Below are 25772 nucleotides of genomic sequence, written 5' to 3'. Positions count from 1 at the left end.
CGATGGAAATCTCCGCGAACCTCGACTTTCTGAGGCAAGAATTCCTCCATGTTGCGGAGAGTGCAAGCTACGCAGAGCGGCACGTCTACGGTGACCCTCGGGCCTCTTGCTTCCACGCGCGGCATGCTTTAGAGCGGCTGGTCAAGCGCCTATATAGGGTCGATAGAGTCCTCAGCCCGCCGAGGGTCCAGAACCTCGACAACTACCTCCAAGAGCCCGCGTTTCGAGCGTTGGTTCCCGAAGTCGTCTGGCGGAAAGCGGAGTTCGTGCGGCAGGCGGGCAACGTCGCCGTACACAGCAAGAAGACGCCGGCACCGGAAACCGCTTTGGACGTGCTACGCGAACTCTCGCACGTCCTCTACTGGGCGGGTCGCACCTACCTGCGGAAGGGAGCCGAGAACCTGCGGGGAAGGATCTTCGACGAGTCCCTAATCCCCAGACCGGACGCCCCGCAGGCTCGCGCTAGCCTCGCCGAATTGGAGGCCGTCACGGCCCAGCGGGACGCAGCCGAGGACGCACGTACGGAACTGGAGAGTGAGGTGGAGGCGTTGCGCGCACGGCTCTCGGCTATCAAGGTGGAAAACGAAGCCGTCCCCGAGACTCACGACTGGAACGAGGACAAGACCCGGAGCCTGTTGATCGACTTGGCGCTCCACCGGGTGGGCTGGCGGCTCGACTCGAAACATGACCGGGAATACGAAGTGACTGGCATGCCGAACGAGTCGGGGATCGGCTACGCGGACTACGTCCTGTGGGGAGACGACGGCAGGCCACTGGCCGTGGTCGAGGCAAAGAAGACTACGGTGGATCCGGAGGTGGGACAGCAACAGGCGAAGCTCTACGCAGACTGCCTGGAGGCAATGCACGGGCAGCGGCCGGTCATCTTCTACACGAACGGCTACAAGACCCGCGTGTGGGACGACCTGTTCTATCCACCGCGCACCGTCGCCGGGTTCTACAAGAAGGACGAACTGGCATCCCTGATCGTGCGCCGAGCCCAGCGAGAGGCATTGGACGTGGCGCAGGTAAGGGACCGGATCGTGGACCGCTACTATCAGAAGCGCGCGATCGGCAGCATCGCGGAGCAGTTCGCACATGCGCGGCGCAAGGCGCTCTTGGTGATGGCCACCGGCAGCGGCAAGACGCGCACGGCGATCGCGCTGGTGGATCTCTTACAGCGGGCGGGGTGGGTGAAGCGAACTCTGTTCCTGGCCGACCGGGTGTCGCTGGTGAACCAGGCGGTGAGCGCATTCAAGACGCATCTGCCAGAATCGAGCCCGGTGAACCTGGTGACCGAGAAGGACAAGGTCGGTCGGGTCTACGTCTCCACGTATCCGACGATGATGGGACTGATCGACGAGACGGAGGGCAACGAGGCCCGGTTCAGCGTCGGGCATTTCGACCTCGTAATCATCGACGAGGCGCACCGCTCGGTCTACCAGAAATACGGAGCCATCTTCCGCTACTTCGACTCGCTACTCGTCGGGCTGACCGCGACACCACGAGAGCAGGTGGATCGGAACACCTACGCACTCTTCGATCTGGAGCCGGGCGTTCCCACGGATGCATATGAGCTGGAGACCGCTGTCGCGGACGGTTTCCTCGTGCCGCCGCGCGTACAGCAGGTGGATCTGAGGTTTCCACGTGAGGGCATCGACTACGACGCCCTGAGCGAGCAGGAGAAAGAGCAGTGGGAGGGCCTCGACTGGGGCGACGACGTGGACCCCGACGCTCTTCCGGACAGGGTCAACGCGTCCGCGATCAACAACTGGCTCTTCAACGAGGACACGGTGGACAAGGCGCTCCGGCACCTCATGGAGCATGGCCACAAGGTCGATGGCGGTGACCGGCTGGCCAAGACCATCTTGTTCGCTCGCAATCACGAACACGCGGAGTTTGTCGAGAAACGGTTCAACCGGCACTACCCGCAGCACGCGGGACACTTCGCCCGCGTCATCGACCATTACGCGACGTACGCGCAGAGCCTTATCGACGACTTCTCGCAGAAGGACAAGGCTCCGCATCTCGCGATCTCGGTGGACATGCTCGACACCGGTATCGACGTGCCCGAGGTGGCGAACTTGGTCTTCTTCAAGCCGGTCTACTCGAAGATCAAGTTCTGGCAGATGATCGGACGTGGAACGCGGCTCTGCCCCGACCTATTCGGACCGGATGAGGACAAGCAGGATTTTCGCGTCTTCGATTTCTGCTTCAACTTCGACTTCTTCAGCGAGAACCCGGATGGGATCGAAGCGGGTGGGGGGGTGCCGCTCGGCACCCGGCTCTTCCGCTCTCGCGTCCAGCTCCTATCCCATGTCCAAACGACGCCTGCCCTCGACCCGGATATGAAGATGGTGGGTTCGCTGACCGATGAACTTCACGGCGCAGTGGCCACGATGAACCGCGAGAACTTCATCATAAGGATGCACCTTGAGGCGGTGAACCGCTTCCGTGACCGGAAGGCGTGGGAGCAACTCAGCGACTCCGACGTCGAGGTGCTGCAGCTGGAGATCGCTGGACTTCCAAACGAGACCGAGACGGACGACATCGAGTCACGGATGTTCGATCTCACCGCGCTTCGTATGCAGCTTGCCCTGGCCGAGGGCAACGAGGCCGTCTTCGAGAGTCATCGGCGACGGGTCGTCGAGATCGCCATGCTGCTCGAAGAGAAGAGCACGATTCCCGCGGTGAAGACTCAGCTCGGCTATCTGGCTGCCGTACAGGACACCGATTTCTGGGAAGGAATCGGTCTCAGTGGCCTCGATGACCTGCGGCTACGGCTACGGGGGATCGTCCCCTTCCTCGACAAGAAGAAGCGCAAGATCGTCTACACGGACTTCCAGGACGAGGTTATGGGGGTCCGAGAAGAACCGGCGCTCTACATGCCCAAGATGACCGGGGCTCAGTATGAGAAGAAGGTCAAGGAATACCTGCGCAATCATCTCGATCACTTGGTCATCCGCCGGCTGAGAACCAACCAACCGCTGACGGATGCCGACTTGAAAGGGCTGGAATCGACCTTGGTCGAGATCGGCGAAGAGGACGGGGAAACGCTGTTTTCAGGGCTTCTTACGCGCAGCGATTCGCCATCGCTCGCTCATTTTGTGAGGACCCTCGTGGGGTTGGATCGAGCGGCGGCGCAGGCCGCGTTCTCGGGTTTTCTGGCCGACAGGAGCCTCACACCCCCCCAGATCCGCTTTATCGAGATGGTGATTGACCAACTCAGCGCCCGAGGGATCATCGAAGCCTCGGCGCTCTACGAGCCACCGTTCAGCAACCTGCACGCGGAGGGGCCGGACGCGCTCTTTGACGGCAACGTGGAGGTGATCGAAGGGGTTTTCGACGTGCTCCGGCAGGTCAATTCAGGACTGGTTGCTTAGTCGATCCACGGGTGAAGTGATTCACCGCAACGAAATCGTCCAAGTCATGGCAGGACTGCACGATCTGGGCATTCCGCCGGTCACGAGCGAGATTCCATGCGCGGGAAGCTGAACGGGAGCAGGCAGGGCGATGGAGGACTCGTAGCTGCTGCTGCGGTTGTGGGGTTCGGCGATCTACTCGGAACTCCTCCACATCTCACAGGTGTCTGCGCCGTAGACACTACCGCCCCTTGCGTCCAGTGCCATTGCCAAGCTGTGGCAGACGCGTGGCGGAGACTCCGCGCCAGCGTGCACGAACTGAACACCAAGGTCATCCGCTACGGCTGCCTCAGCTCTCGAAGACACCCTTGCGGACGACCGTGCCCTCGTACGCGAGGTTCCCCGCCAACCGAATATTGACGCCCACCGCCTCGGCAGGACGCGGAAGCTGAATCGCGACATGAGGCGGTAACACCATCTCGTGAGCGCGATGGACAAGCACTTCGCCGGTTTCAGGCTGCGTAAGAGTTACCTCGAAGTCGTATGGTTCTGATCGTCGCTTGAGGTTCACGACCACACGATCTTCTACCAGTTGTACGTCGCGTATGTAAGCCCAGCGACGCTCGAAGAGCCTTTCGCCTTGTCGCTCTTGGCGAATCCTCGCACGCCACGGGTCGGCCGTGGTTGGGAGGATCGACATCAGCGTTTCCCGCTCAGCGCCGGTACGACAGACGATCTCGCGCAACCCGTCGAGTTCGAGCTCCTCGGGGAAAAGGACCTCGGCGTTCCTGGAGAAAATCACCTCGTCGCGATCCTCCGGACGGAACGACGTCGTGTGATAGATAAGCTTGAAGTTGAGATCCTGGAGGAACGCTGCAGTGCTACCGCGCTCCGAGTACAAGCTCGCGAAATTACCGTTCGTATACTCACACTCCTCCGCAGTCAGTAAGCACCTCGAGTCGAACAAGAAAAACACCGGAACCGGGCAGTGAGCTGGGCCCTGCTTGTCGCGAGGCTGGTGTCCTTCGCACCAGTACTGCGTGGGCGTTCGGGGCCGGAAGTAGAGCCGAACGAACCCATGAGTATTGGCGGACTGTTCGACGATTCCAGAATGGCCGGCGCTTACGAACTTGATCCCGTCTTCGACACAGCGCCTTCGACTAAGCAGCCTACCATCACCGAGGATCTGCGCCGCGTTCCGCACATCGGTGTAGTGGTAGATCGTCGATGGCCAGCTGGCACGTTGCCTACCAAGCCACGGCTCAGCCTCTAGCTCCTCGACAAATGCCAGGATCTCGTCCGCATCAGACTTGCGGCGGCGGGTCACGGCGCAGTGTCAAATCAGTTCGAGCTGCGAGCTAGGGTCGGATACAGGCATCTCCGCCGCGACGATTTGTAACGCTAAGCTGGGATTCGATTGAAACGTCGCGTAACCTGGCGAACTGTGAACTACTTGGACGTATGGGAGTTCCGCGAGAATCGGCAGGATGTACGAGGCATCGCGCTCTCGGTGAGCAGGCAAGGATCCGCGAGCGAGATAACCGTACTCGCGGAGCTGGATCCAGAAGTCGTAGCACTCATCCATCGAGATAGTAATCGTCTTGCCAGCTGTAACGATACGGACCTCGTCCCGCATGGGTTCGAGCGCGGCTTCGTAGACTGCCCGTCGGGCCAGCGTCTCGAAAGTCGAACTTCGATGTAACACGCGTCGGATGTCTTGCCACACTTCCGAAAACGCGAGATCTCTCGGCTGTGACCGCAGCCACTCCGTGGTTTTCTGGGGCTCGCGGTGCTCGGGTGGACCGATCGGAGGATGAGGCGCGTAGATATAAACAGGAATCGGCAGTCCCTTCAGATACTCATCCATGATCGGCCAAACGACGTCCGAGAAGCTCAACTCGCCGTTGCCACATCCGAGCGGTGGGAATGCGACCGAATGGATGCCCATCCGATCGTAATTCTGCACGAACGTCGCGAGACCGGCTCTGATCCACTCCGGCCTCGACGGACTACGCCAGTGCTTCTTCGTGGGGAAGTTCACAACCAGCTTATGGCCGGTCGAGTACAGGTGGAGCGAGCCGATGCTGAACTCCTGCCGCTCACAGATCGCTCGGTATTCCTCGAACATCGCCGGGAAGGTCTTCTTGAACCGCAGAGCGATGCCCTTGCCCATCACACCGACGGTGTTGACCGTGTTGATGAGAGTCTGGGCGGGTGTGTCGAACAGATCCCCCGTTACGTAGTGGATCATGGTTGCCGTCCGGTTTCCGCCCGTATCTGAGTCGTCTCCTAGCTCGAACCTATGCCGAGCGTGTCAGTTTGCACCACGGGCACGAGCGCATCCGAAATTTCCTCGAACCGATCATCCCGCTCTCAAACGCGGACCTTCGCGCTGTTCATGGCGCCCGGACGTAACCCGAAAGGTGCTGTAGCGCCAAGCGCGGATCCCCCGAGGCGTCTCCAACGGTCGTCGTACCCCGTGCTATAGGTGGGCCGTGAACACAAAACAGCGAGAATCGACCCCAGAAATCCCGTAAGTTTTATGGGCTCGGGTGGAGTTGGTGAAGCACCGTCCCCTGCGGGGCCGCTCCTTCACCGAGCTTGCGCCCGAGACGGCGCTCGGTTGAACGACCTGGCGACTCCGCCGTCCGTGAGATCGCTGCAGATCGAAGCGCTTGGCGAAGATCGAAGCCGGCGGGAGAGTAGGCCCGGGTGGAGTTGGTGAAGCACCGTCCCTTGCAGGGCCGCTGCTTCACCGAGCTCGCGCCCAGCGGGGCGCTCGGTTGAACCACCTGGCGACTGTTCCGTCCGTGAGGTCGCTCGAGATCGGAGCAGGGGCGAGGCTCGGATTCCGTGGCAGAAACAGTGGGCCCGGGTGGAGTTGAACCACCGACCTCACGCTTATCAGGCGTGCGCTCTAACCAGGCTGAGCTACGGGCCCCGGGGAGAAGAAGACCGGCGCGCGACCGTTCCGTTCGAGGCGGAGGGTCGGGCGCCGGACAGGGTCCATCCTAATGACACCGCGCGGTGGGTTCAAGTTTCCTGGGCGCCGGGGATTCCGTTCTCGACGACGTAGCTGGCGCGCGTGGCGATGGGGGCGTCGGGGCGGGTGACGTAGGGCATGACGCGGAAGTCGGCGCGGAGGCGGGCGGGGGACAGGCTGCAGCGGACGTAGCCGCGTTGGGCGTTGAAGAACTTGATGTGGGGGTTGTGGCCGAGGGCGTTCTCGCCCTGGGGGCCCGTGTTGACGCCGTCTCCGCTTGAGCTGATGGAGGTGCCGGCGAATTCGGTTCCGACCGTCGGGGAATCGGGGCGCTCGAAGTCGAGTTTGAGGTCGTTGACCCAGTTCGTGTGGAGGTCGCCGGTCAGGACGACGGGGTTCGCGGGGCGGCGCTGGTGCAGGAAGGTCATGAGGCGGTCGCGGTCGGCGGGGTAGCCGTCCCACTTGTCCATGGGGAGCGTGAGTTCCTCCTCGCCTTCCAGCAGTCGGGCCATGAAGACCTGGTTGGCGAGGACGTTGTAGCGGGCGGGTGATCGGTCGAGTCCGTCGAGCAGCCAGTCGGCCTGTTGGCTTCCGAGGATGGTGGCGCCCTCCGCGTGCTGCTCGTCGCATGGCGCCCGCCGCCGGCCCCCGCAGGGCTGGAGCGTGCGGTATTGCCGGGTGTCCAGAACGTGAAGCCGCATCAGCGAGCCGAAGTCGAGGCGGCGGTAGAGCTGCGCGTCGGGGCCGACGGGCAGGGAAGTGCGGCGCAGGGGGAGGTGCTCGTACATGGCCTGGAAGGCGGCCGACCGACGCGCGAGGAACGCTTCCCGGTTCATCTGCTCCGTGTTGTGCTCGCCGGCCCAGTCGTTGTCCACCTCGTGGTCGTCGGGGGTGAAGACCCAGGGGGCGGCCGCGTGCGCGGCCTGGAGATCGGGATCCCGCTTGTAGAGGGCGTAGCGTGCCCGATAGCCCTCGAGCGTGCGCGGTTCCTCCGCGTCGTGGCGGCGCACGAGGTCGTTCCTGATGCCCGGTCCGCTCTCGTAGATGTAGTCGCCGAGGTGCACGACAAGCGACGGTGACTCGGCCGCCATGTGGCGGAAGCCGGTGTACCAGCCGCGCTCGTAATGCTGGCACGACACGAAGACGAAATCGAAGCGGTCCGGCAGGGTCCCGGGGGTGGGGGCCGTGTGCGTGCGGCCGACGGGGCTCGTCGCACCGGCCGCGTGGAAGCGGTACCAATAGTCGCGTTCGGGCTCCAGCCCCTCGACCTCCACGTGAACGGAGTGGCCGAGTTCCGCCAGCGCCGCCGACTCGCCCCGCCGCACGATGCTCCGGAAGGCATCGTCCGCCGCGATCTCCCAGCGTACAGGAAGTGCGTCGCCGGGATCGCCGGGGAGGTCGAGCAGGCGCGTCCAGAGTACGACCCCATCGGCCGCGGGTTCGCCCGACGCGACGCCGAGCCCGAACGGAAAGCGGTCCGCCGAAGCGGAGCGGCCGGAACGCGTGACGATGCGGTCACCGGCCGCGCGGGCACCCGGGCCGAACTGCCCGAAGGGAAGCGGCGCCAGCGCGCAAAGGGCCGCCGCCCGCGACCAGGCGGCGACAAAGTCGCGCCGCGTGTTCATCCCGGAATCGAACGTTCGTTCAGCCATTGCACGAACTGCTTAGGCGGCCCGAGCACCGGGTGTCAAGGCGCGCCGACTCCGTTTGCCGGCCCCCGCACCGCGGTCTAGCTTCCGCCACATGCGAATTCATCCCTTCGGCGCCCGCGCGGCGCTCCTCTGCGCCACCCTCCTCGGCCTCTCCGGCTGCAACAAGCAGACGGCCTTCGGGGAGGCGAACAGCCTCATCATCCTCGGCTCCGAGTCGCTCTGGCAACAGGTGGAGGAGGAGACGCGGGCGGTCCTCGAACCGACGATCTTCACGACCCGTGACGAGAGGCAGTACGAGGTCAGTTCGGTCGATCCCGGGCACCCGAGCGCGATCGATCTGATCCTCTTCCGCAACGTGCTGGTGTTCGGGACGGAGGACGACCCGCTCCTCATGGAGGCGGCGTCCGCCGCGGACCAGGATCTCGCGGCGCTGGAACCGGGCCGGGTCTTCCAGGCGCGGGACGTGTGGGCGCTGGGCCAGACCGTGACCGCGGTACTGCTCCGCGGCGGGCGCGAGGCCGAGTCCTGGATCGCGGCGCTGCCCTCTGTGCTCAACGCGGTGGACACGAGCTACCGCCAATACGTGCTGCGCAGGATGTTCGCGACGCCCCCGGATACCGCGCTCGCCGCAGATCTCGGGAGACGTTTCGGGTTTTCCATCGAGGTGCCACAGGTGTACGACTGGGTTGCGCGGGACCTGGGCGGAGGCGACAGCCTCGTCATCCTCCGCAACGACAACCCCGACCCCAGCGAGCTCATCCGTTCGATCCTCGTCGCGTGGCGCCCCGGCGTCGATTCGCTGACGAAGGAACTGGCGCTCGAGTGGCGCGCCGAGTTCGATGGCACGCACTACAACGTCCCGCAGCGGATCGACGACACGAGTTCGAGCGTGGTCGGCTTCCTGTGGGAGGGCCACCCGGCTCTGGAAGTGACCGGTATCTGGCAGGATGAAGCCGGCGACTTCCCCGCGGCCGGACCGTTCATCGTCTGGCTGGTCGACTGCCCGGCGCGCACGTACTTCGTCGATGCCTGGCTCTACTCGCCGAACCGGCCCAAATACGAGTACATGCTGCAGCTGCAGCAAATCCTCGGGTCGTTCCGCTGCGTGACCGGCGGATAGCCGGGACGCCGCAGACCGCATAATGCAGTTCGTTCATCTTCACACGCACAGCGAGTACTCGCTGCTCGACGGCGCGAACCGGATCGACGATCTGGTCGACCGGGCGGTCGCGCTCGGCATGCCCGCGCTCGCCCTCACCGACCACGGCAACCTGTTCGGCGCCTGGGAGTTCCAGGAGAAGGCCCGCGCGAAGGGCATCACGCCGATCATCGGCTGCGAAGCCTACGTCGCGTACGGGGACCGGCGCGCCCGCAAGATGGAGCCGGGCGCCCCGGCCAACTACGCGCACCTCGTCCTGCTCGCCGCGAACCGGACCGGTTACTCGAACCTCATCAAGCTCTCCTCGATCGGCTACACGGAGGGCTTCTACCGGCGGCCGCGGATCGATCACGCCGTCCTCGAGGAGTACGCCGAGGGCCTCATCTGTCTGTCCGCGTGTCTCGCCGGCGAGGTCGCCCGCTACCTCCAGCACGAGCGCTACGACGACGCGAAACGCACCGCGGAGTGGCACGCCCGCGTGTTCAGGGACCGGTATTGGCTCGAACTGCAGGACCACGGGATCCCGAAGCAGGACCAGGTGAACCGGGGCATCATCCAGCTCTCCGAGGAACTCGGGCTCCCCCTCGTGCTGACGAACGACGCGCACTACATGCGGCGCGAGGACGCGGACGTCCACGACACCCTCCTCTGCATCGGGACGGGGAAGGACAAGGACGATCCCGACCGGCTGCGCTTCCACGGAGAGGAGAGCTACTTCAAGACGGCCGAGGAGATGGCCGAACTGTTCCCCGACCTGCCGGGCCTGCTCGCCGAGACGGTCCGCATCGCGGAACGCTGCGAGGTGAAGGTCGAGAAGCAGTACCAGTTGCCGACCTTCCCCCTCCCCGAACGCTTCTCCGATCCGATGGAGATGCTGCGTCACGAAGCGACGCGGGGGGCGAAGGCGAAGTACGGCGACCCGCTCCCCGATCCGGTCCGCGAGCGTCTCGGGTACGAACTGGAGGTGATCGAGAACACGGGGTACGCGGGATACCTGCTCATCGTCTGGGACTTCATCGTCGCGGCGCGCGAGCGGGGGATTCCGGTCGGACCCGGCCGAGGGTCCGCGGCGGGCTCGATCATCTGCTACACGCTCGGGATCACCGACGTGGATCCGCTCGAATTCGACCTCCTGTTCGAGCGGTTCCTCAATCCCGAGCGCATCTCGATGCCGGACATCGACATCGACTTCTGCTACGAGCGGCGCGGCGAGGTCATCGACTACGTGCGCCAGAAGTACGGCCAGGCCTCCGTAGGCCAGATCATCACCTTCGGGACGATGAAGGCGCGGGCGGTGATCCGGGACGTGGGCCGCGTGCTCGGCTTCTCACCCTCCGACACGGACCGGCTCGCGAAGCTCGTGCCGTCGAGTCCGGGCTTCTCTCTCACCGTGGCGCAGGCGAGGAAGAAGGTGGGGGAACTCGCCGAACTCGACCGGGAGGATCCGCAGGTCACGAAGCTGCTCGACTACGCCGAGCGGATGGAGGGACTGTCGCGTCACAGTTCGGTGCACGCGGCCGGCGTCGTGATCGCGCCCGGGCCGCTCGACGACTACGTGCCGGTCTACTCGGACACCCGCACCAGCGCGGACACGGTGATCACGCAGTTCGACATGAACGCGCTCGAGAAGGCGGGCATGCTCAAGATGGACTTCCTGGGCCTGCGCACGCTGACCGTGATCGCCGACGCGGCGCGGAGCGTCGAGGAGCGGCACGGCATCCGGGTCGACTGGGAGGAGATCGGGCTCGAGGACCCCGCGGTGTACGGGATGCTCGCCGCCGGCCGTACGAGCGGCGTGTTCCAGTTCGAGTCCAGCCTCGCGACGGACAAGCTGCGCGCCATGCGCTGCGACCGGTTCGACGACCTCGTCGCGGTCAACGCACTCATCCGTCCCGGTCCGCTCGATTCGGGGATGACGGACGTCTACATCGCCCGGAAACGCGGATTCAAGCCCGTCGAATACCCTCACCCGGACCTCGCGGAAATCCTCGAGCCGACGTACGGGGTCATCACCTATCAGGAGCAGGTGATGCGCGCCGCCAACCTGCTGGCCGGCTTCACGCTCGCCGAAGCCGATGTCCTCAGGAAGGCGGTGGGAAAGAAGGACGCGGAACTCACGGACCGCGTGCTGGGCGAGTTCGTCGCGCGCGCGGTCGAGCGGGGCGTGACCAAGGCGAAGGCCCGCGAGATCGCCGAACTCATCCGGACCTTCGGCCGCTACGGCTTCAACAAGGCGCACAGCGTCGCATACGCGCTCCTCTCCTACCGGACCGCATGGCTGAAGGCGCATTACCCGGCCGAGTACATGGCCGGCCTGCTCTCGTCGGAGATCGGAAGCACGGACGCGGTCGTCTCCTACATCGGCGCGTCCCGACTGCTCGGTATCCGTGTGCTTCCCCCATCGGTGAAGGAGTCCGGCTATCGCTTCACCGTGGTCGACGACCCGGACGACTCCGGGAAGTCGGCGATTCGCTTCGGGCTGGGGGCGATCAAGGGGGTAGGGCAGTCCGCGATCCGGTCGATCCGGGCCGCGCGCGAGGCGGCCCCGTTCGAGAACTTCCTGGACTTTCTCGAGCGGATCGACCTCCGCCTCAACAACTCGCGCGTGATCCAGGCCCTGATCGGAGCGGGCGCGGTGGACGACCTCGGCGACCGGGCGGCGCTTGTCGAGGGGCTGGACGTCATGATGAACGAGGCGCAACTCCGGCGGCAGGAGGCCGAGAGCGGCCAGACCAGTCTCTTCGGCGAAGACGCCGACGCCGCGCGCCCGTCCGTAGAGCTTCCGGCGGTGCCTGCGTGGAGCGAGCGCGACCGGCTTCGGGAGGAGAAGGAGCGCCTCGGGTTCTACATTTCCGGACACCCGCTGGAACGCTACCGGGATCTCGTCGAACTCTACGCCGTCGAGGCCAGGACGACGAGTCTGCCCGAGCACCGCGACCGCACCGTCGAGATCCCGTGCGTGATCACGGAGGCGTCGGTTCGCACCGCGCGCAAGGACGGACGCGAATGGGCGCGCCTCACGATCGAGGATTTCCACGGCACGGCGACGACCCTCGCCTTCGGGGACATCTGGCAACAGAATCGCGACCTCCTGACCGATGACCGGCCCGTCCTGATCATGGGCACGGTGTCGGGCAACTCGCGAGATGACGAGGATCCGCCCATCTTCCTCGATTCCGTGCGACCCCTGGCGGACGTGCGGGACGAGGGACAGGTGGGGATCCTGATCGAACTCCGCGAGGATGAGCCGCCCGAGCCGGGTGCGTTCGACAGGGCCCGGGAACTGCTGGAGGCCTCTCGGGGACGCGGCCCCCTGTACCTGGAGTGGAGGGCGGTCGCCCAGCGTGACGAGAGCGGGGCGGGTCCGGTCAATGGCGGGCCGGCCGAGGTGCGCGAGGAGGCGAGCACGCCCAGATTCGCGTCCAGAACGCTGCGTGTCTCGCCGACCCCGGCTCTGGTCGAGGGACTCCGGGCGCTGCTGGGCAGCGGGGTGAAGCTGGTCCGGAGTCGCTGATCGGGGCCACCTTGTCCGCGTCCCCCGCGAACGGCCCCGGACGAAGGACCATCGCGTATGTCGACAGAACAGGAAGGGCTGGCCGAACTCCGCGGCCACGTCGAGGAGCTTCGGAACAAGGCCAGGGAGCGCGGCATCGACGTCAGCGCCGAGCTGAAGCCGCTGGAGGCCCAGCTCGCCGCCGCGCACGATGAGGCGATGGCCCGGCTCTCCCGCTTCGATCGCGTCAAGCTCGCCCGCAACCAGGACCGGCCCTTCTCCCTCGACTACATCGACGGGATCGGAACCGATTTCTTCGAGCTGAGAGGCGACCGCGCCTTCCGCGACGACCCCGCCATCGTCGGGGGCTGGCTCAAGCTCGGCGGTGGCTCGGTGATGGTGATCGGCCATCAGAAGGGCCGGGGGATGAAGGAGAACCTGCGGCGCAACTTCGGTTCTCCGCACCCCGAGGGGTATCGGAAGGCGAAGCGCCTCATGGAACTGGCGGAGAAGTTCGGCCGCCCCCTCGTCACCTTCATCGACACGCAGGGCGCGTATCCCGGCATCGGCGCCGAGGAGCGGGGCCAGGCGGAAGCGATCGCGAGGAACCTGGCCGTGATGGCCAGCCTCCGCGTCCCCATCGTGAGCTGTGTGATCGGCGAGGGCGGCTCGGGCGGCGCGCTGGGGATCGGCGTGGCGGACCGGGTGCTGATGATGAAGAACGCGATCTACTCGGTGATCTCGCCCGAGGGGTGCGCCGCGATCCTGTGGCGGAGCCGGGACCACGCCGACCAGGCGGCGGAAGCCCTCAGGCTCACGGCCAGCGATCTTCAGGATCTGGATGTCGTGGATCAGGTCATCCCGGAGCCCCGAGGCGGGGCGCACACCGACCCGGCCGCCGCCGTGGAAGCGATGGGCGCCGCGATCCGGCGCCACCTGCGGGAACTCTCGAAGCTGGACGCGCGCGAACTCGTCGAGACGCGGCGGGAGAAGTACTACGCCATGGGCGTGTGGGAAGAGAGTTGAGGGGGGAGACATGAGGGAGGACAGACGACCGCGCCCCGCGCGGCCCCGTCCCCCGCACTCCGCGCGACCGCCGGCCGCCCCCGCCTCCGCGCCGCGCCCCGCGCCGGGGTCCGTCCCCGCGCCGGGTCCTCCGGCGGGAGCGCCGAGCCAGATCCTGGAAGTGCAGTTCAAGGGCCTGCGCTCGGACTTTTTCTCCTTCACCGGGGTTCGACCGCTGGCGGAGCGGGAATACGTCGTCGTGGAGGCCGATCGCGGGCAGGACATCGGTCGGGTGAAGCGGGCCGCGGCCTCCGAGGCCCTCGCATGCGAGGGCGGCTGCGATCATGTGGGGGTCCGGCACGTGCCGCCGCCCTCCCGCCAGGTCATTCGCCGCGCGGCGCCCGCCGATGTGCTGCGGCTCCTGCAGCTTCGCGACCAGGAACTCGAGGTGCGGAGGCGCACGCGGGAACTCGTGGTGAAGAACCGGCTCCGCATGAAGGTGAGCGAGGCGGAGTGGCAGTGGGACCGCAACAAGCTCACCGTGTACTTCACGGCCGAGAAGAGGGTCGACTTTCGCGCGCTCGTGCGGGACATGGCGCGCTCCTTCCGAACCAGGATCGAACTCCGGCAGATCGGGGTTCGCGATGAGGCGCGCCGCCTCGGCGGACTCGGCCGGTGTCGCCGCGAACTGTGCTGTCGGTCGTGGCTCACCTCGATCGAGCCGGTGACGCTCCAGCTCGCCAAGGACCAGGGGCTCTCGCTCAATCCGAGCCAGATTTCGGGCGCCTGCGGGCGTCTCATGAACTGTCTGCGCTACGAACACGCGGTGTACGCGCAGGCGAAGAAGCGTTTCCCGCCCGTCGGCAGGACGATCCGTACGGCGAAGGGGCGGGAGAGTGTGAAATCCTGGGACATCTTCCGTGAGACCATCTCGCTTCAGGGTGGCGACGGAGAGGTGCGCACCATTCCTCTCGACCAGCTCCGGGAGGAGAGGCGGGCCACCCGCCGCGCCGAACTGGACCGCTGACCTTGCCCCGGTTCTACCTCACCACAGCCATCGACTACTCGAACGGCGACCCGCATCTGGGGCACGCGATCGAGAAGGTCGGCGCCGACGTCATAGCCCGGTATCGCCGCGCCCGCGGGGACGACGTGCACTTCCTCATCGGGATGGACGAGCACGGCCAGAAGGTTCAGCAGGAGGCGGAGAAGAACGGATCGAGCCCGCAGGCGTGGGTCGACCGCATCGCGGAGTCCTTTCTCGAGGTCTGGGATCGCCTTGGACTCTCGAACGATGACTTCATCCGTACGTCGGAGCCGCGCCACCACCGCGGGCTCACGACGCTCATGAAGCGTATCGCGGCGAACGGGGATTTCCGGCGCGCGAAGTACGAGGGCTACTACTGCGCCGGGTGCGAGGCGTTCAAGAAGGAAGAAGAACTCGAGGACGGCGGGTGTCCGCTCCACCCCGGTCGCGAAGTGGAATGGACGGAAGAGGACAACTGGTTCTTCCGGCTCTCCGCCTACCGGGACGCGCTGCTCGTCCGCCTGCGGGACGACCCCGGCTGGGTGCGCCCCCGGACGCGGCGTAACGAGATCACGCGGCTGCTCGAGGCCGGCCTCGACGATATCTCCGCCTCCCGCTCCCGGATCCGCTGGGGCGTCCCCTTCCCGGGGGACGAGGACCATACGGTCTACGTATGGTTGGACGCGCTCTCGAACTACATCACTGCGATCGGCTATCCGGACGGCGAGGCGTTCGAGAAATCCTGGCCCGCGGACCTCCACATCATCGGCAAGGACATCACCCGCTTTCACTGCGTCTACTGGCCCGCCATGCTGATGGCGGCGGGCGTCGAACCGGCGAGATGCGTCTGGGGTCACGGCTTCGTGAAGATCGGCGGGGCCAAGCTCTCCAAGTCGGCGGGAACCGAACTCGGTCTCATCGAACTCATCGGACGTCACGGTCCGGACGCGCTGCGCTACTTCCTGATGCGGGAGGTGCCCTGGGACGGCGACCGCGACTTCCCGTCCGCCGAAGCCTTCGTCGAACAGTTCGACCGGCGCTACACGACGGACCTTGCGAACGACCTCGGGAACCTCCTCAACCGCGTCGTTTCAATGGTCTCCCGGTACCGGAAAGGCGGCGTACCTCCGCCGCGGGGGGGAGAACTCGCGGAGAAGGCGTCGCTCGCCCTCTCGGAGTATCACAACGCGATGGACGGCTATATGCTGCACCGGGGTCTGGGGGCCGCGTTCGACGTCGTGCGCGCGGCGAACGGGTTCGTGGACGAGACGAAGCCGTGGGCGCTGGCCAAGGCCGAGCGGGCCGGGGCGAGCCCGGATGTGCTCGACGGCGTATTGGCGCAACTCATGGCGGCGCTGGGCGCCATCGCCTCGATGCTGGCCCCGTTCACCCCACGCAAGGCCGCGGAACTCTGGCATGCCCTGGGGGGAGCCGGGCCGCCACCTCCATTCGCGGACCTCGACCACGCGGTGGGGCTTCTGGAGTCGGTTCGGCCCGGGGCGGTGCTGTTCCCCCGTCCCTAGCAGCCCGTGGCAAAGCCCTGACGCGGGGTTTCGCCACGGGCTGCAGCGGGTGCGGCGGAACCCCTTTGCACATCCGCGGTAACACGGAGTAACGAGTTTGACATTTGGCGTTGCCCGCGAGTAGCTTTAACGATCTGTACTGCGGCTGTATAACCGAAGTTACGTTTCGCAGCGAATCCCGGCGACCCGACCAGGACTCAGAGCCCCCGTGGGACCGAGGCGCCGGGTCGCCGTTCACTTGACTTGTGGCTGGAAGATTGAAGAAACCGTCTTACTGGACGATTCAGATACTGCCCTCGGGCAGCAGGCGCACCCGGACCTTCAGGTTCAGGAAGCGCACGGCCAAGGCCATCCTGTGGGGTGGGGCGACGCTCGTATTCCTCGCCTCGGCCCTCTTCATCAGTGTGCTGGGACGAAGGGATGCCGTCGAGAACCTCGCTCGCTATCGGGCCGAGAACCAGCAACTCATCGGCAGCCTCAAGGCCATGGAGCGCCGGAGCGACCAGTTGGGCCAGGCGCTCGACGATCTCTCCGCCCGAGAGCAGAGGTTTCGGCTCCTGGCCGGCCTTCCGCTGCTCGATCCGGACGTCTACTTGGTGGGCGTGGGAGGGCCCGGAGGAGGCGCCCCGGCGGAAGATGAGTTCTTCGAGGTCGCGCCCGCCCTCGCGCGCGCCGCGGGGGATGTCGCGGTCGACCTCGAGCAGCTGCTGCGGAGAGCCGACCTTCTCGGAGCCAGTCTGGCCGAGGCGGCGGACTCGGTCGGAGCGATGCGCGAGCGATATCAGCGCATCCCGGCCATCTGGCCGGTGATCGCGGATGACTCCTGGATTTCCTCGGGGTTCAGCCACAACCGCCTGCACCCCCGGCTCGGCGTTCGCCGGCCGCACACCGCCGTCGACATCTCGGCCGATTTCGGCAGCCTCGTCGTGGCGACGGGGGCCGGCCGGGTCACCTTCGCCGGCTCGCGGAGCGGCTACGGGCGCCTGGTGGAGATCGATCACGGCGACGGATATCAGAGTCGCTACGCGCACCTGGGGCGTGTCGGTGTTCGGGTGGGCGCCGAGGTCCGCCGCGGGGACGTGATCGGTGAGGTGAGCGACACCGGTGAGGCCACCGGGCCGAATCTTCACTACGAGGTGCGGCGCCACGACCGTGCCCTGAATCCCGTCCGCTTTTTCCTCGACGACAGCTACCGCCGCTAGCGGAAGCTCCTTACATTCGTCTTCCTGCGGTCCCCATCTGTTCGCGGGTGGGGAACCGCGGTCGTCACCATTCTGGAAGACTCGAACCGGGAGCCTGATCGAATGTCGAAGTTGCGTTTCGCGATCCCTCTGCTGGCGACGCTCCCTCTGCTGACCGCATGTGGCGGCAGAATCACCGTGCAGGTGTTGGCGGAAGGCGCCGATGCCGCGCCGGTCGATGATCTCGAAGTCCAGTTCCTCCCGTTTGATCGCGACTCCATGTTCGCGGTCATCTCCTCGCAGGCCGCGACGCCCGAGCCCCCGATCCCGGCGGATCTCGAGGAGGCGTCGACGGCGGAGCGCGAACTGCGGGACATGTGGAGCCAGGCGGAGATGAACTGGAACAACGTCCGCGATGAAATGCGGACGATCACGGAGCGCCTCGAGGACCTCGATGATCGCAGTCGGGAATACCTGGAACTGTTCGACCAGTTCGGGGACCTGGAAGATGAGGAGCGGGCGCTGGACCGCCAGCGCCAGGCGGCGTTCGACAACTTCGACGAGATGCAGCAGGCCAACCAGCAACGGATCGATTCCGTCTGCATCGTCATCGACTCCTGGGAAGAAGTGGCCTTCGCCGAGTACGGCGACGTGGAGGCCGACCTCCTCGCGGCACTCGGCCGCGAGGTGATGGCGGATACGACGGACGCGAATGGCGTGGCCTCCGCCGCGGCGTCCGGGGGGCCGTGGTGGGTCCACGCCCGCCTGAACACCGCCGCGGGCGAACTCTACTGGAACGTCGTGGTGGAAGGGGCTTCGCCCGACACGCTGCGTCTGCAGTCCGGGAACGCCGAACTCCGCCAGGGCGTCCGTCAGCGCTGCTAGCCGGAGACATGGCCAAAGACTTGGCGGGGAAGCTCGCGCTGCCCCGCTGTGAGTGGCCGGCGGGGTTCGTCACGACCCGCCGGTCCCGTCGTGATCGGGCGCCGCGCGTCTCGTGCGCTCGCAGCCCCGCCCGCTAGATCGCCGGGTTACGCATGGTCGAGACGCCTGTCCCGCTCAGGCTTGAGATCGACTCGAACAAGATCGCCTGGCTGATCTTCGACACACCCGACTCACGGGTGAATCTGCTCGACTCCGGCCTCATGCGCTCCCTCAACCGACGTCTGGCGGAACTCGAGTCGCGCATCGCGACCGGCTATCCGATTGCCGTGGTCCTGTGGAGCGGAAAACCCGGCACCTTCATCGCCGGCGCCGACGTGGACGAGATCGCGGCGATCGAGGATGCGGAGGACGGCCGCGCGAAGAGCGCCGAGGGTCAGCGGATATTCCGGCGGCTGGAACGGCTCGGGGTGCCGAAGATCGCGGCGATCGACGGAGTGTGTCTCGGCGGAGGCACGGAGCTCGCGCTGGCCTGCGATTGGCGCGTCGCCTCGGACTCGCCGAGCACCCGGATCGGACTGCCGGAAGTTCGACTCGGGTTGATTCCCGGTTTCGGAGGGTCGGTCCGGCTTCCGCGGCTCATCGGTATTCAACGCGCCCTCTCCATGATCATCACCGGGAGGAGCCTGTCCGCCACGACCGCGCACCGGTACGGCCTCGTGGATCAGGTCGTCCCGCGGGAGGGATTCCGTGCCGCCATCGCCACGGTGGCGCTGGACGCGGTGCTCGGCCAGGTCGAGCGGCTGCAACCCGGTCTGTCCACGCGGGATCGACTGCTGGAAGGCACGGGGCTGGGGCGGCGCTTCCTGTTCCGTGGTGCCCGAAAGCGGGTTCTGGCCGCCACGGAGGGGCGATATCCAGCCCCGCTGGCGGCGATCGATGTGATCCGGGAGACCATGGACCTGCGGATCGACGAGGCGCTCGCGATCGAGGCGAAGGCTCTCGGACAGGTGGCGACGACCCACGTGGGCCGGAATCTCGTGCGGCTCTTCAGACTGGGTCGGGCGGCCCGGAAGGCCCTGGCCCCCGAGATCGCCGCGCAGGCGGGGGCGATCGAAAGGGTCGCCGTACTCGGCGCGGGCGTCATGGGCGGAGGGATCGCGGAACTCGCGGCCGCGAACGACATCTCCGTCATCCTCAAGGATATCGAGCAGGACGCGCTCGACGTGGGCCTTCGGCACGCGAGCGATCTGCTGCGGAAGGCGGGGAAGCGCGGCATCATCGCTCCCGCGGAAGTCGGTCTGAAGTTCGCCCTCGTCCACGGGACGCTCACGTACGAGAAGTTCGACGAGGTCGATGTGGTCGTCGAGGCGGTCGTCGAACGACTGCCCGTGAAGCAGCAGGTCCTGCGGGAAGTAGAGAAGGTGCTCCCGCCGCGAGCCGTCTTCGCAACGAACACCTCCTCGTTGTCGGTGACCGAGCTGGCTCGTGCAGCCGCCCGGCCGGAGAACGTCGTGGGCCTGCACTTCTTCAATCCGGTCCATCGCATGCCGCTCGTGGAGATCATCCGCACCGAGTCCTCCTCGGAGGCGGCGCTCGCCACCGCGTTCGGGCTGGCGGAGAGACTCGGCAAGACCGCTGTGCTCGTGGCCGACCGCCCCGGCTTTCTCGTCAACCGGCTGCTGGCGGCCTACCTGAACGAGGCCGGGTACCTCCTCGCCGACGGAGCCGACGTGGCCGGAATCGACCGGGCGCTGAAGGAGTTCGGGATGCCGATGGGTCCATGCCGACTGCTGGACGAGATCGGGTTCGATATCGCGGGGCACGTCGCGAAGGAGATGACTCGCGCGTTCGGAGACCGCATGAGACCGTCGCCGGCGCTGGATACGCTCACGCATCTGGGCCGGCTGGGGAAGAAGAACGGCCGCGGCTTCTACACGTACTCCGGTCGGGAGGAAAGGGTCGACCGGGAGGTTTCCCGCGCGTTCGCCTCCAGGCGCCGCGGCGTGAAGACGGCGGAGATCGTCGACCGCTGTTTGCTGATCCTCGTGAACGAGGCCATGTACGCGCTCTCGGAGGGCGTCGTCGCCCGCGCGGGAGATGTGGATCTCGCGATGGTCCTGGGTACGGGTTTCCCGCCGTACCGGGGCGGTCCGCTGGCCTGGGCCGAAGCACTGGGCGTCCGCTCGGTCCGCGACCGCCTGCGGGAGTTGCGCGACCTCCGTGGCGAGCGGTTCTCTCCGGCGCCGGCGCTGGACAGGGTTGCGGACGCGGGCGGTTCGCTCACCGCCGCTTAGCCCCGAGTGGGCTTCGACCTCTTCGGCGTACGCCGGCGGGCGCTGCGGGCTGCCCGGCGGATCCCCGACACGGCGCCCTTCGTGGATGTGGGGGTCCACCGAGGCGCCGACATAAAACGGTTCCGTCAGGAACTGCTGGCAGACGGCCCCGAGCTGAAAATCACGCTTCAACTTCTCGACGCCGGGTGCCCGCCCGTGAGGATCGACGATTCCACGACCCTCCGCCCGGGTTCACTGCTCATGTGGTATCTGTGGCCCGGGAAGCCGTTCGAGATCGGCGCCTTCCACCACGCGCGAGGGACGTTCCAGGGCTATTACATCAACCTCATACGGCCCCCGCGGATGGAATCGCCGCCCTGGGTCATCGAGGATCTCTATCTCGACGTGTGGGTGCCCGCGGACGGCCGGGGTGTGTTGCTCGATGAGGAGGAACTGCGCGCGGCGGTCGAGCGCGGGGAGCTCTCCGCGCGCGAGGCCGGAGAAGTACGCGCGCTCGGAGGGCGGTTGCTCGCGGCGACGCGACGCTCCCGGTGGCTCCCCGCGGGCGTCCGATGTTGGCCGGTGGAAATGGTCCCGGCGCTGCGACTGCGGCGGGATGCCCCGGGGACCTTTCACGCCGCGCGCATCTCGGGGCGCATCATCGCCTACGGCCTCTATGTCATGGGGGCCGCGTCCGCGACATCGATGGGTTTCGCGGCCTTCAGCGACGCGTTCCTGGTCGTGGGGCCGGCGCAGCAGATCTGGAAAGTGACGATTTTGTGCGAGGCCCTACTGCTGGCGCCGTTCGCGCTCTCGGGCCGGCTGCCCGCCACACGCTGGCCGCAGCAGCCGCTGCTGGACGAGCGCTCGCTCTTCGTCGCCACCCTGGCCTCGGGACTCGCGGTACTCGGCCTCAATTCGCGGGCGGAATGGTCGGAGGTATTGCTTCCCGTGTACGGGACCCTGGGGCTCTTCTCGCTTATCTTTGCCGTCAGCCGCTGCTGGTTCGACCGGGAGGTGCCGGTCTTCGCCCTGGCGGGGGTGGGGATGACGCTGCTCGCGCTCGTCTTCCTGCTCTAGCTGCTCCAGCGAACCGCCGGGCTCCGTGGCGACCGACACACGCGGCGGCCGCGGGCCGTACGGGAGATCCATGGACGACCGATCGAAACGACGACTCCGCTTCCTGGCCGCCTCCGGCGTGCTGTTCGCCGCGGTCTGGTTCCTCTGGAACACGCCGCTCGTGTACCCGGTCAAGCTGTTCGTCGTCCTGCTCCACGAGATCAGTCACGGGCTGGCGACGCTGGCGACCGGAGGCGAGATTCTCGCCATCGAGATCACGCCGCTCGAGGGCGGATCGTGCCGGTGCCCCGGGGGCAACGCGTTCGTGGCGCTGTCCGCGGGCTACCTGGGGAGCCTCCTCTGGGGCGGACTCATGATCTGGGGCGCGGAGCGCTTTCCGGCCTTCAGCGCCTGGCTCGCCGCGGCGATCGCGGTGACCGTGGCGAGCGTCACGCTGATCTTCGTGCGCGAGCCGTTCGCGGCGGCGTTCGGACTGGCGTTCGCCGCCGCGCTCCTCGTCGTCGCGTGGCGCGGCGGCTGGAGAGTCAGTCGGTGGGTACTGACCACGCTCGGTCTCGTCAGTTGCCTGTACGCGGTGCTCGACATCAAGAGCGACATCCTGGACCGCCCGGAGCTGCGCTCGGACGCGCGCATGCTCGCCGAACTCACGGGGGTGCCGACGATGGTCTGGGGCGGCGTGTGGATCGCGGTCGCCCTCCTGTTCTGCTTCTTCCTCTTCCGTTGGGCCTGGCGGCGCGCGTAGTTCCCGGCGCCGGGAGGGTTCAGCGGTCCTCCGGCCCCGGGTCGCGACCCAGCCACTGCAGCGGCTCATAGGCGCCGATCGGCCACGGAAAGACGACGGGACTCTCGTACCCGTCCTCCGATACGCTGGCCACGCCGAACAGGTAGTTGTCGATGACGATGTTCTCGAGCGTGTGGGTGGTCACGTCGCCCACGAAGACGCTCCACGCCCACTGCGGAGCGTCGGTGGGACGCCAGTAGACCCGGTATCCGGCCAGGTTCGGAGCGCGCTCGGCCGGCACGGGGTCCCACCCGAGGGTCGTGGACGGCCGGACCGCGCCCTCGAGGACGACGTTGCGCGGAGGCGCCGGAGCCCACGCCATGGCCGCGAGGGAGATCGCGTTCACCGCCGTCAGCTTCGCCGCGAAGTCGAACTCGACTTCGTCGATCACGTCGCCGTACTCGACCCCCTCCTCCACCCGGATGTTCTGGTGCTGCCGCCGGTAGTCCTCGTTGGCCTCCATGATGCGCACGGCGGGGAAGCCGACGTCGTTGAACGGTCGGTGGTGCCCGCCCCGGCCGAAGCGGTCCAGCCGGTACACCATCATCATGTCCAGATTCGGGACGTAGCCGTCGACGAGCCGGTCGATGAAGCGGGCCAGATTGCGGGACGGGGAATCCACCTCGCCGCCGGTGACGCGCCGCCGCGCGGCCACCTGCGCGGTCTCGTCGGCGCGGGTCCCCTCGGCGAAGACACGGGCGATCGTGTTGTCGGACACCCCGTTCTGGCCGTCGATGTTGCCGATCATGTCGTTGTTGAGGATCGCCTGAAGGCGCCACCCCTCGTCGAGCGCCACCTGCGCCATGTGCCGGCCGCCGAACAGGCCCTGCTCCTCGCCCGACAGCCCGGCGTAGATGATCGACCCGTTGAACGGATACCGCGAGAGGACGCGCGCCGCCTCCAGCACCCCCGCCATGCCCGACGCGTTGTCGTTGGCCCCGGGCGCATCCGATGTCCCGTCCAGCGCGTTCGAGGCCCGCGAGTCGATGTCGCCCGACATGACGACATACCGCCCGGGGTCGGTCGTCCCCCGCTGGATCGCGAGCACGTTGACCACCGCGGTCGTATCGGGGATGCGCTCGGTCCCGCCCACGTACGAGGTCTGATACGAGACTTCGAGACAGCCGCCGCAGGCGGCGGAGATCTCGTCGAACTGCGCCTTGATCCAGCGGCGGGCCGCCCCGATGCCCCGGGCGTCGGATAACGTGTCGGACAGCGTGTGCCGGGTGCCGAAGCCCGCCAGCCTCCGGAGGTCCGCCTCCACCCGCTCGGTCGAGACCGAGGCGACGATGTCGTGGAGCGCCGCCAGTTCCGAGGGCGGACCCTTCGCTTCCTGGGCGCCGAGAGACCGGGCTGCGGCGGGCGCCGCCAGCAGGGTTACGAGGGCGAGGGTCGCCGGTCCCCTCGCGGCGGTCGCTGCGGATACTCGAGACACGGGAAGCTCCTCGGGGCTGAGGTCGTGGCTTCGTTCGCACGAGAACGGGGCGGGTATCTTATGGCGAAACTGGCCCGTGAACAGCGGTTCCGTTAGCGTCGCGTGTCTCTCCGCCCATCCGGCGGCCCCGCGTCACCCCTGAACGATCGACCCGTGAATCGAACCGAGCGCGTTGGACAGCGAGTCTCCAATCTCTTCGGCATGACCCTCCGGCAGGCCCCGGGGGAAGCCGAGATCGAATCTCACAGACTCCTCCTGAGGGCCGGTTACGTGCGCCAGCTGGCCGCCGGCATCTTCTCATACCTTCCCCTCGCCTGGAGATGCCTCCGCAAGATCGAGCAGATCCTGCGCGAGGAGATGGATCGGATCGACGGGCAGGAACTGTCGATGCCGGTCGTGCATCCGGCGGAGCTGTGGCAGGCGACGGGTCGCTGGTACGACATCGACGCGACCATGGCTCGCTTCGTGGACCGGCGCGAGCGCGACATGCTGCTGGCGATGACGCACGAGGAAGTGGTGGCCTTTCACACGGCCTCCGAGATCCAGTCCTACCGCCAGCTCCCCGCCATGGTCTATCACATGCAGACCAAGTTCCGGGACGAACTCCGCTCGCGCGGCGGGCTGATCCGTGTACGGGAGTTCACCATGAAGGACTCCTACTCGCTGGATCGGGATCGGGAGGGACTCGAGGCGCAGTACGACCGGCACTACGAGGCCTACGAGCGCATCGGGCACCGCTGCGGCCTGCCGCTGACGGCCGTGAAGAGTGATACCGGGATGATGGGCGGCAAGATCGCCCACGAGTTCATGTACGTCACGCCCATCGGCGAGGACAGCCTCGCGCTGTGCGATGCCTGCGGATATGCGGCGAACCGGGAAGTAGCCGAGTTCACGCTCGAGCCCGCGGACGGGGAGATGTCGCGGCTGGAGCGCGTACACACCCCGGAGACCGCCACGATCGCCGACCTCACCGCGCTGCTCGGGATTTCCGCGCGCGCGACCGCCAAGATGGTGTTCTACGTCGGCAGCTTCGGAGGGGAGGCCGGCGTCCGCGAGGAGAAGCTGATCGCGGCCATCGTGCGCGGGGACCTCGAGGCAAACTCGACACAGGTCCAGAACCTGACGGGAGCGCTTGAACTGCGTCCGGCGCGCGAGGAAGAGATCGCGGAAACCGGTATGGTGCCGGGTTTTGCCTCGCCCGTGGGCATCGACCCCGGAGCGGCGATTTTCGTCGTCGACCGCTGGGTGGCCGCGTCTCCCAACCTCGTGATGGGGGCGAACGAGGCGGACCACCACCTGCACAACGTCTGCTGTGGCCGCGACTACGAGCCCACACTCGTCGGCCCGGTCGCCGCCGCCTTCGAGGGTGCCCCGTGCGGCGGCTGCGGCGAGGGCCTGCGCATGGCTCGCGGCGTGGAAGTGGGGAACATCTTCCAGCTCGGCACCCGTTACTCGGAGGCACTCGAGGCCACGTTCACGGACGAGGAAGGGGTCGAGCGCCCGATCTGGATGGGCTCGTACGGGATCGGCCTCGGCCGCCTGCTCGCCTGCGTCGCCGAGGAGTACCACGACGAGTACGGGCTCCGGCTCCCGATCTCCGTCGCCCCCTATCACGTCTCGCTGGTGGGGCTGGCGCGTGAGGAGGAAACCTGGTCGGTCGCGGACCGGGTGTTCGACGAACTGTGCGCGGCCGGGATCGAGGTCCTCTACGACGACCGGCGGGACCTCCGCGCGGGCGTGAAGTTCAACGACGCCGATCTGCGCGGCTTCCCCCTCCGCCTCGTCATCGGCGAGCGTTCGGTGGCGGCGGGCGGGGCGGAACTCGGCCACCGGGGCGTCAGGGAGAGCCGGATCGTCCCGCTGGAAGACCTCGTCGCGGAGCTGCGGAGCGAGATCGACGCCCTCCAGGCGCGCCTCACGCTCGACGGCTGAGGCG

General features: G+C 66.9%; 16 protein-coding genes and 1 tRNA gene. 12 read left to right on the top strand and 5 right to left on the bottom strand.

The window, feature by feature from the left end; all coding sequences use genetic code 11:
* Positions 1–2: 2 nt before the first annotated feature.
* Positions 3–3380: a DEAD/DEAH box helicase family protein gene (locus ACPXY0_RS14615; protein ID WP_423925769.1), complete on the top strand. Its 3378-nt coding sequence runs from the start codon at positions 3–5 to the stop codon at positions 3378–3380.
* A gap of 328 nt (positions 3381–3708) precedes the next feature.
* On the opposite strand, the gene ACPXY0_RS14610 is transcribed toward ACPXY0_RS14615, so the two are convergent.
* From ACPXY0_RS14610 to ACPXY0_RS14595, 4 genes are all read right to left on the bottom strand, one after another.
* Complete coding sequence (locus ACPXY0_RS14610) at positions 3709–4686, bottom strand: DUF4433 domain-containing protein (protein WP_423925767.1); 978 nt, start codon at positions 4684–4686, stop codon at positions 3709–3711.
* Positions 4687–4695: 9 nt separating this feature from the next.
* Positions 4696–5610, bottom strand: a complete 915-nt coding sequence (locus tag ACPXY0_RS14605) for a macro domain-containing protein (protein WP_423925765.1) — start codon at positions 5608–5610, stop codon at positions 4696–4698.
* Positions 5611–6225: 615 nt separating this feature from the next.
* Positions 6226–6300: transfer RNA gene (locus tag ACPXY0_RS14600), tRNA-Ile, on the bottom strand.
* A gap of 92 nt (positions 6301–6392) precedes the next feature.
* Complete coding sequence (locus ACPXY0_RS14595; RefSeq protein ID WP_423925763.1) at positions 6393–7967, bottom strand: alkaline phosphatase D family protein; 1575 nt, start codon at positions 7965–7967, stop codon at positions 6393–6395.
* Positions 7968–8085: 118 nt separating this feature from the next.
* Here ACPXY0_RS14595 and ACPXY0_RS14590 point away from each other — a divergent pair, with 118 nt between their 5' ends.
* From ACPXY0_RS14590 to ACPXY0_RS14545, 10 genes are all read left to right on the top strand, one after another.
* Entirely contained in the window at positions 8086–9114 is a 1029-nt protein-coding gene (locus ACPXY0_RS14590) for a DUF4837 family protein (protein WP_423925761.1), read from the top strand.
* Positions 9115–9136: 22 nt separating this feature from the next.
* Complete coding sequence (gene dnaE, locus ACPXY0_RS14585) at positions 9137–12667, top strand: DNA polymerase III subunit alpha (protein ID WP_423925759.1); 3531 nt, start codon at positions 9137–9139, stop codon at positions 12665–12667.
* A 57-nt stretch (positions 12668–12724) separates the two neighbouring features.
* Positions 12725–13672 carry an acetyl-CoA carboxylase carboxyltransferase subunit alpha gene (locus tag ACPXY0_RS14580; protein ID WP_423925757.1) on the top strand — a complete coding sequence of 316 codons (948 nt, stop codon included), beginning with the start codon at positions 12725–12727 and terminating at the stop codon, positions 13670–13672.
* Positions 13673–13682: 10 nt separating this feature from the next.
* Entirely contained in the window at positions 13683–14678 is a 996-nt protein-coding gene (locus tag ACPXY0_RS14575; protein ID WP_423925755.1) for a PSP1 domain-containing protein, read from the top strand.
* Between the two features lie 2 nt (positions 14679–14680).
* On the top strand, positions 14681–16201 hold the full coding sequence (metG, locus tag ACPXY0_RS14570) for a methionine--tRNA ligase (RefSeq protein ID WP_423925753.1): 1521 nt from the start codon (positions 14681–14683) through the stop codon (positions 16199–16201).
* Between the two features lie 257 nt (positions 16202–16458).
* Positions 16459–17403 carry a M23 family metallopeptidase gene (locus ACPXY0_RS14565; RefSeq protein WP_423925751.1) on the top strand — a complete coding sequence of 315 codons (945 nt, stop codon included), beginning with the start codon at positions 16459–16461 and terminating at the stop codon, positions 17401–17403.
* 102 nt (positions 17404–17505) lie between these two features.
* Positions 17506–18267, top strand: a complete 762-nt coding sequence (locus tag ACPXY0_RS14560; protein ID WP_423925749.1) for a hypothetical protein — start codon at positions 17506–17508, stop codon at positions 18265–18267.
* Positions 18268–18419: 152 nt separating this feature from the next.
* Complete coding sequence (locus ACPXY0_RS14555; protein ID WP_423925747.1) at positions 18420–20561, top strand: 3-hydroxyacyl-CoA dehydrogenase NAD-binding domain-containing protein; 2142 nt, start codon at positions 18420–18422, stop codon at positions 20559–20561.
* A 6-nt stretch (positions 20562–20567) separates the two neighbouring features.
* Positions 20568–21620, top strand: coding sequence for a DUF402 domain-containing protein (locus ACPXY0_RS14550; protein WP_423925745.1), 1053 nt, complete (start codon positions 20568–20570; stop codon positions 21618–21620).
* A gap of 70 nt (positions 21621–21690) precedes the next feature.
* Entirely contained in the window at positions 21691–22362 is a 672-nt protein-coding gene (locus ACPXY0_RS14545) for a M50 family metallopeptidase (protein WP_423925743.1), read from the top strand.
* Between the two features lie 19 nt (positions 22363–22381).
* On the opposite strand, the gene ACPXY0_RS14540 is transcribed toward ACPXY0_RS14545, so the two are convergent.
* A complete protein-coding gene (locus tag ACPXY0_RS14540) occupies positions 22382–23836 on the bottom strand; it encodes a M28 family metallopeptidase (protein ID WP_423925741.1) in 1455 nt (484 codons plus the stop codon).
* Between the two features lie 201 nt (positions 23837–24037).
* Between ACPXY0_RS14540 and ACPXY0_RS14535 the strand changes: the two genes are divergently transcribed.
* Positions 24038–25768 carry a proline--tRNA ligase gene (locus tag ACPXY0_RS14535; protein ID WP_423930701.1) on the top strand — a complete coding sequence of 577 codons (1731 nt, stop codon included), beginning with the start codon at positions 24038–24040 and terminating at the stop codon, positions 25766–25768.
* The last annotated feature ends 4 nt before the right edge of the window (positions 25769–25772 follow it).

This window comes from Candidatus Palauibacter sp. (assembly GCF_965237495.1).
Classification (GTDB): domain Bacteria; phylum Gemmatimonadota; class Gemmatimonadetes; order Palauibacterales; family Palauibacteraceae; genus Palauibacter.
The sequence above is the reverse complement of the archived record's forward strand: the minus strand, read 5'-3'. Positions and strand labels throughout refer to the sequence as shown.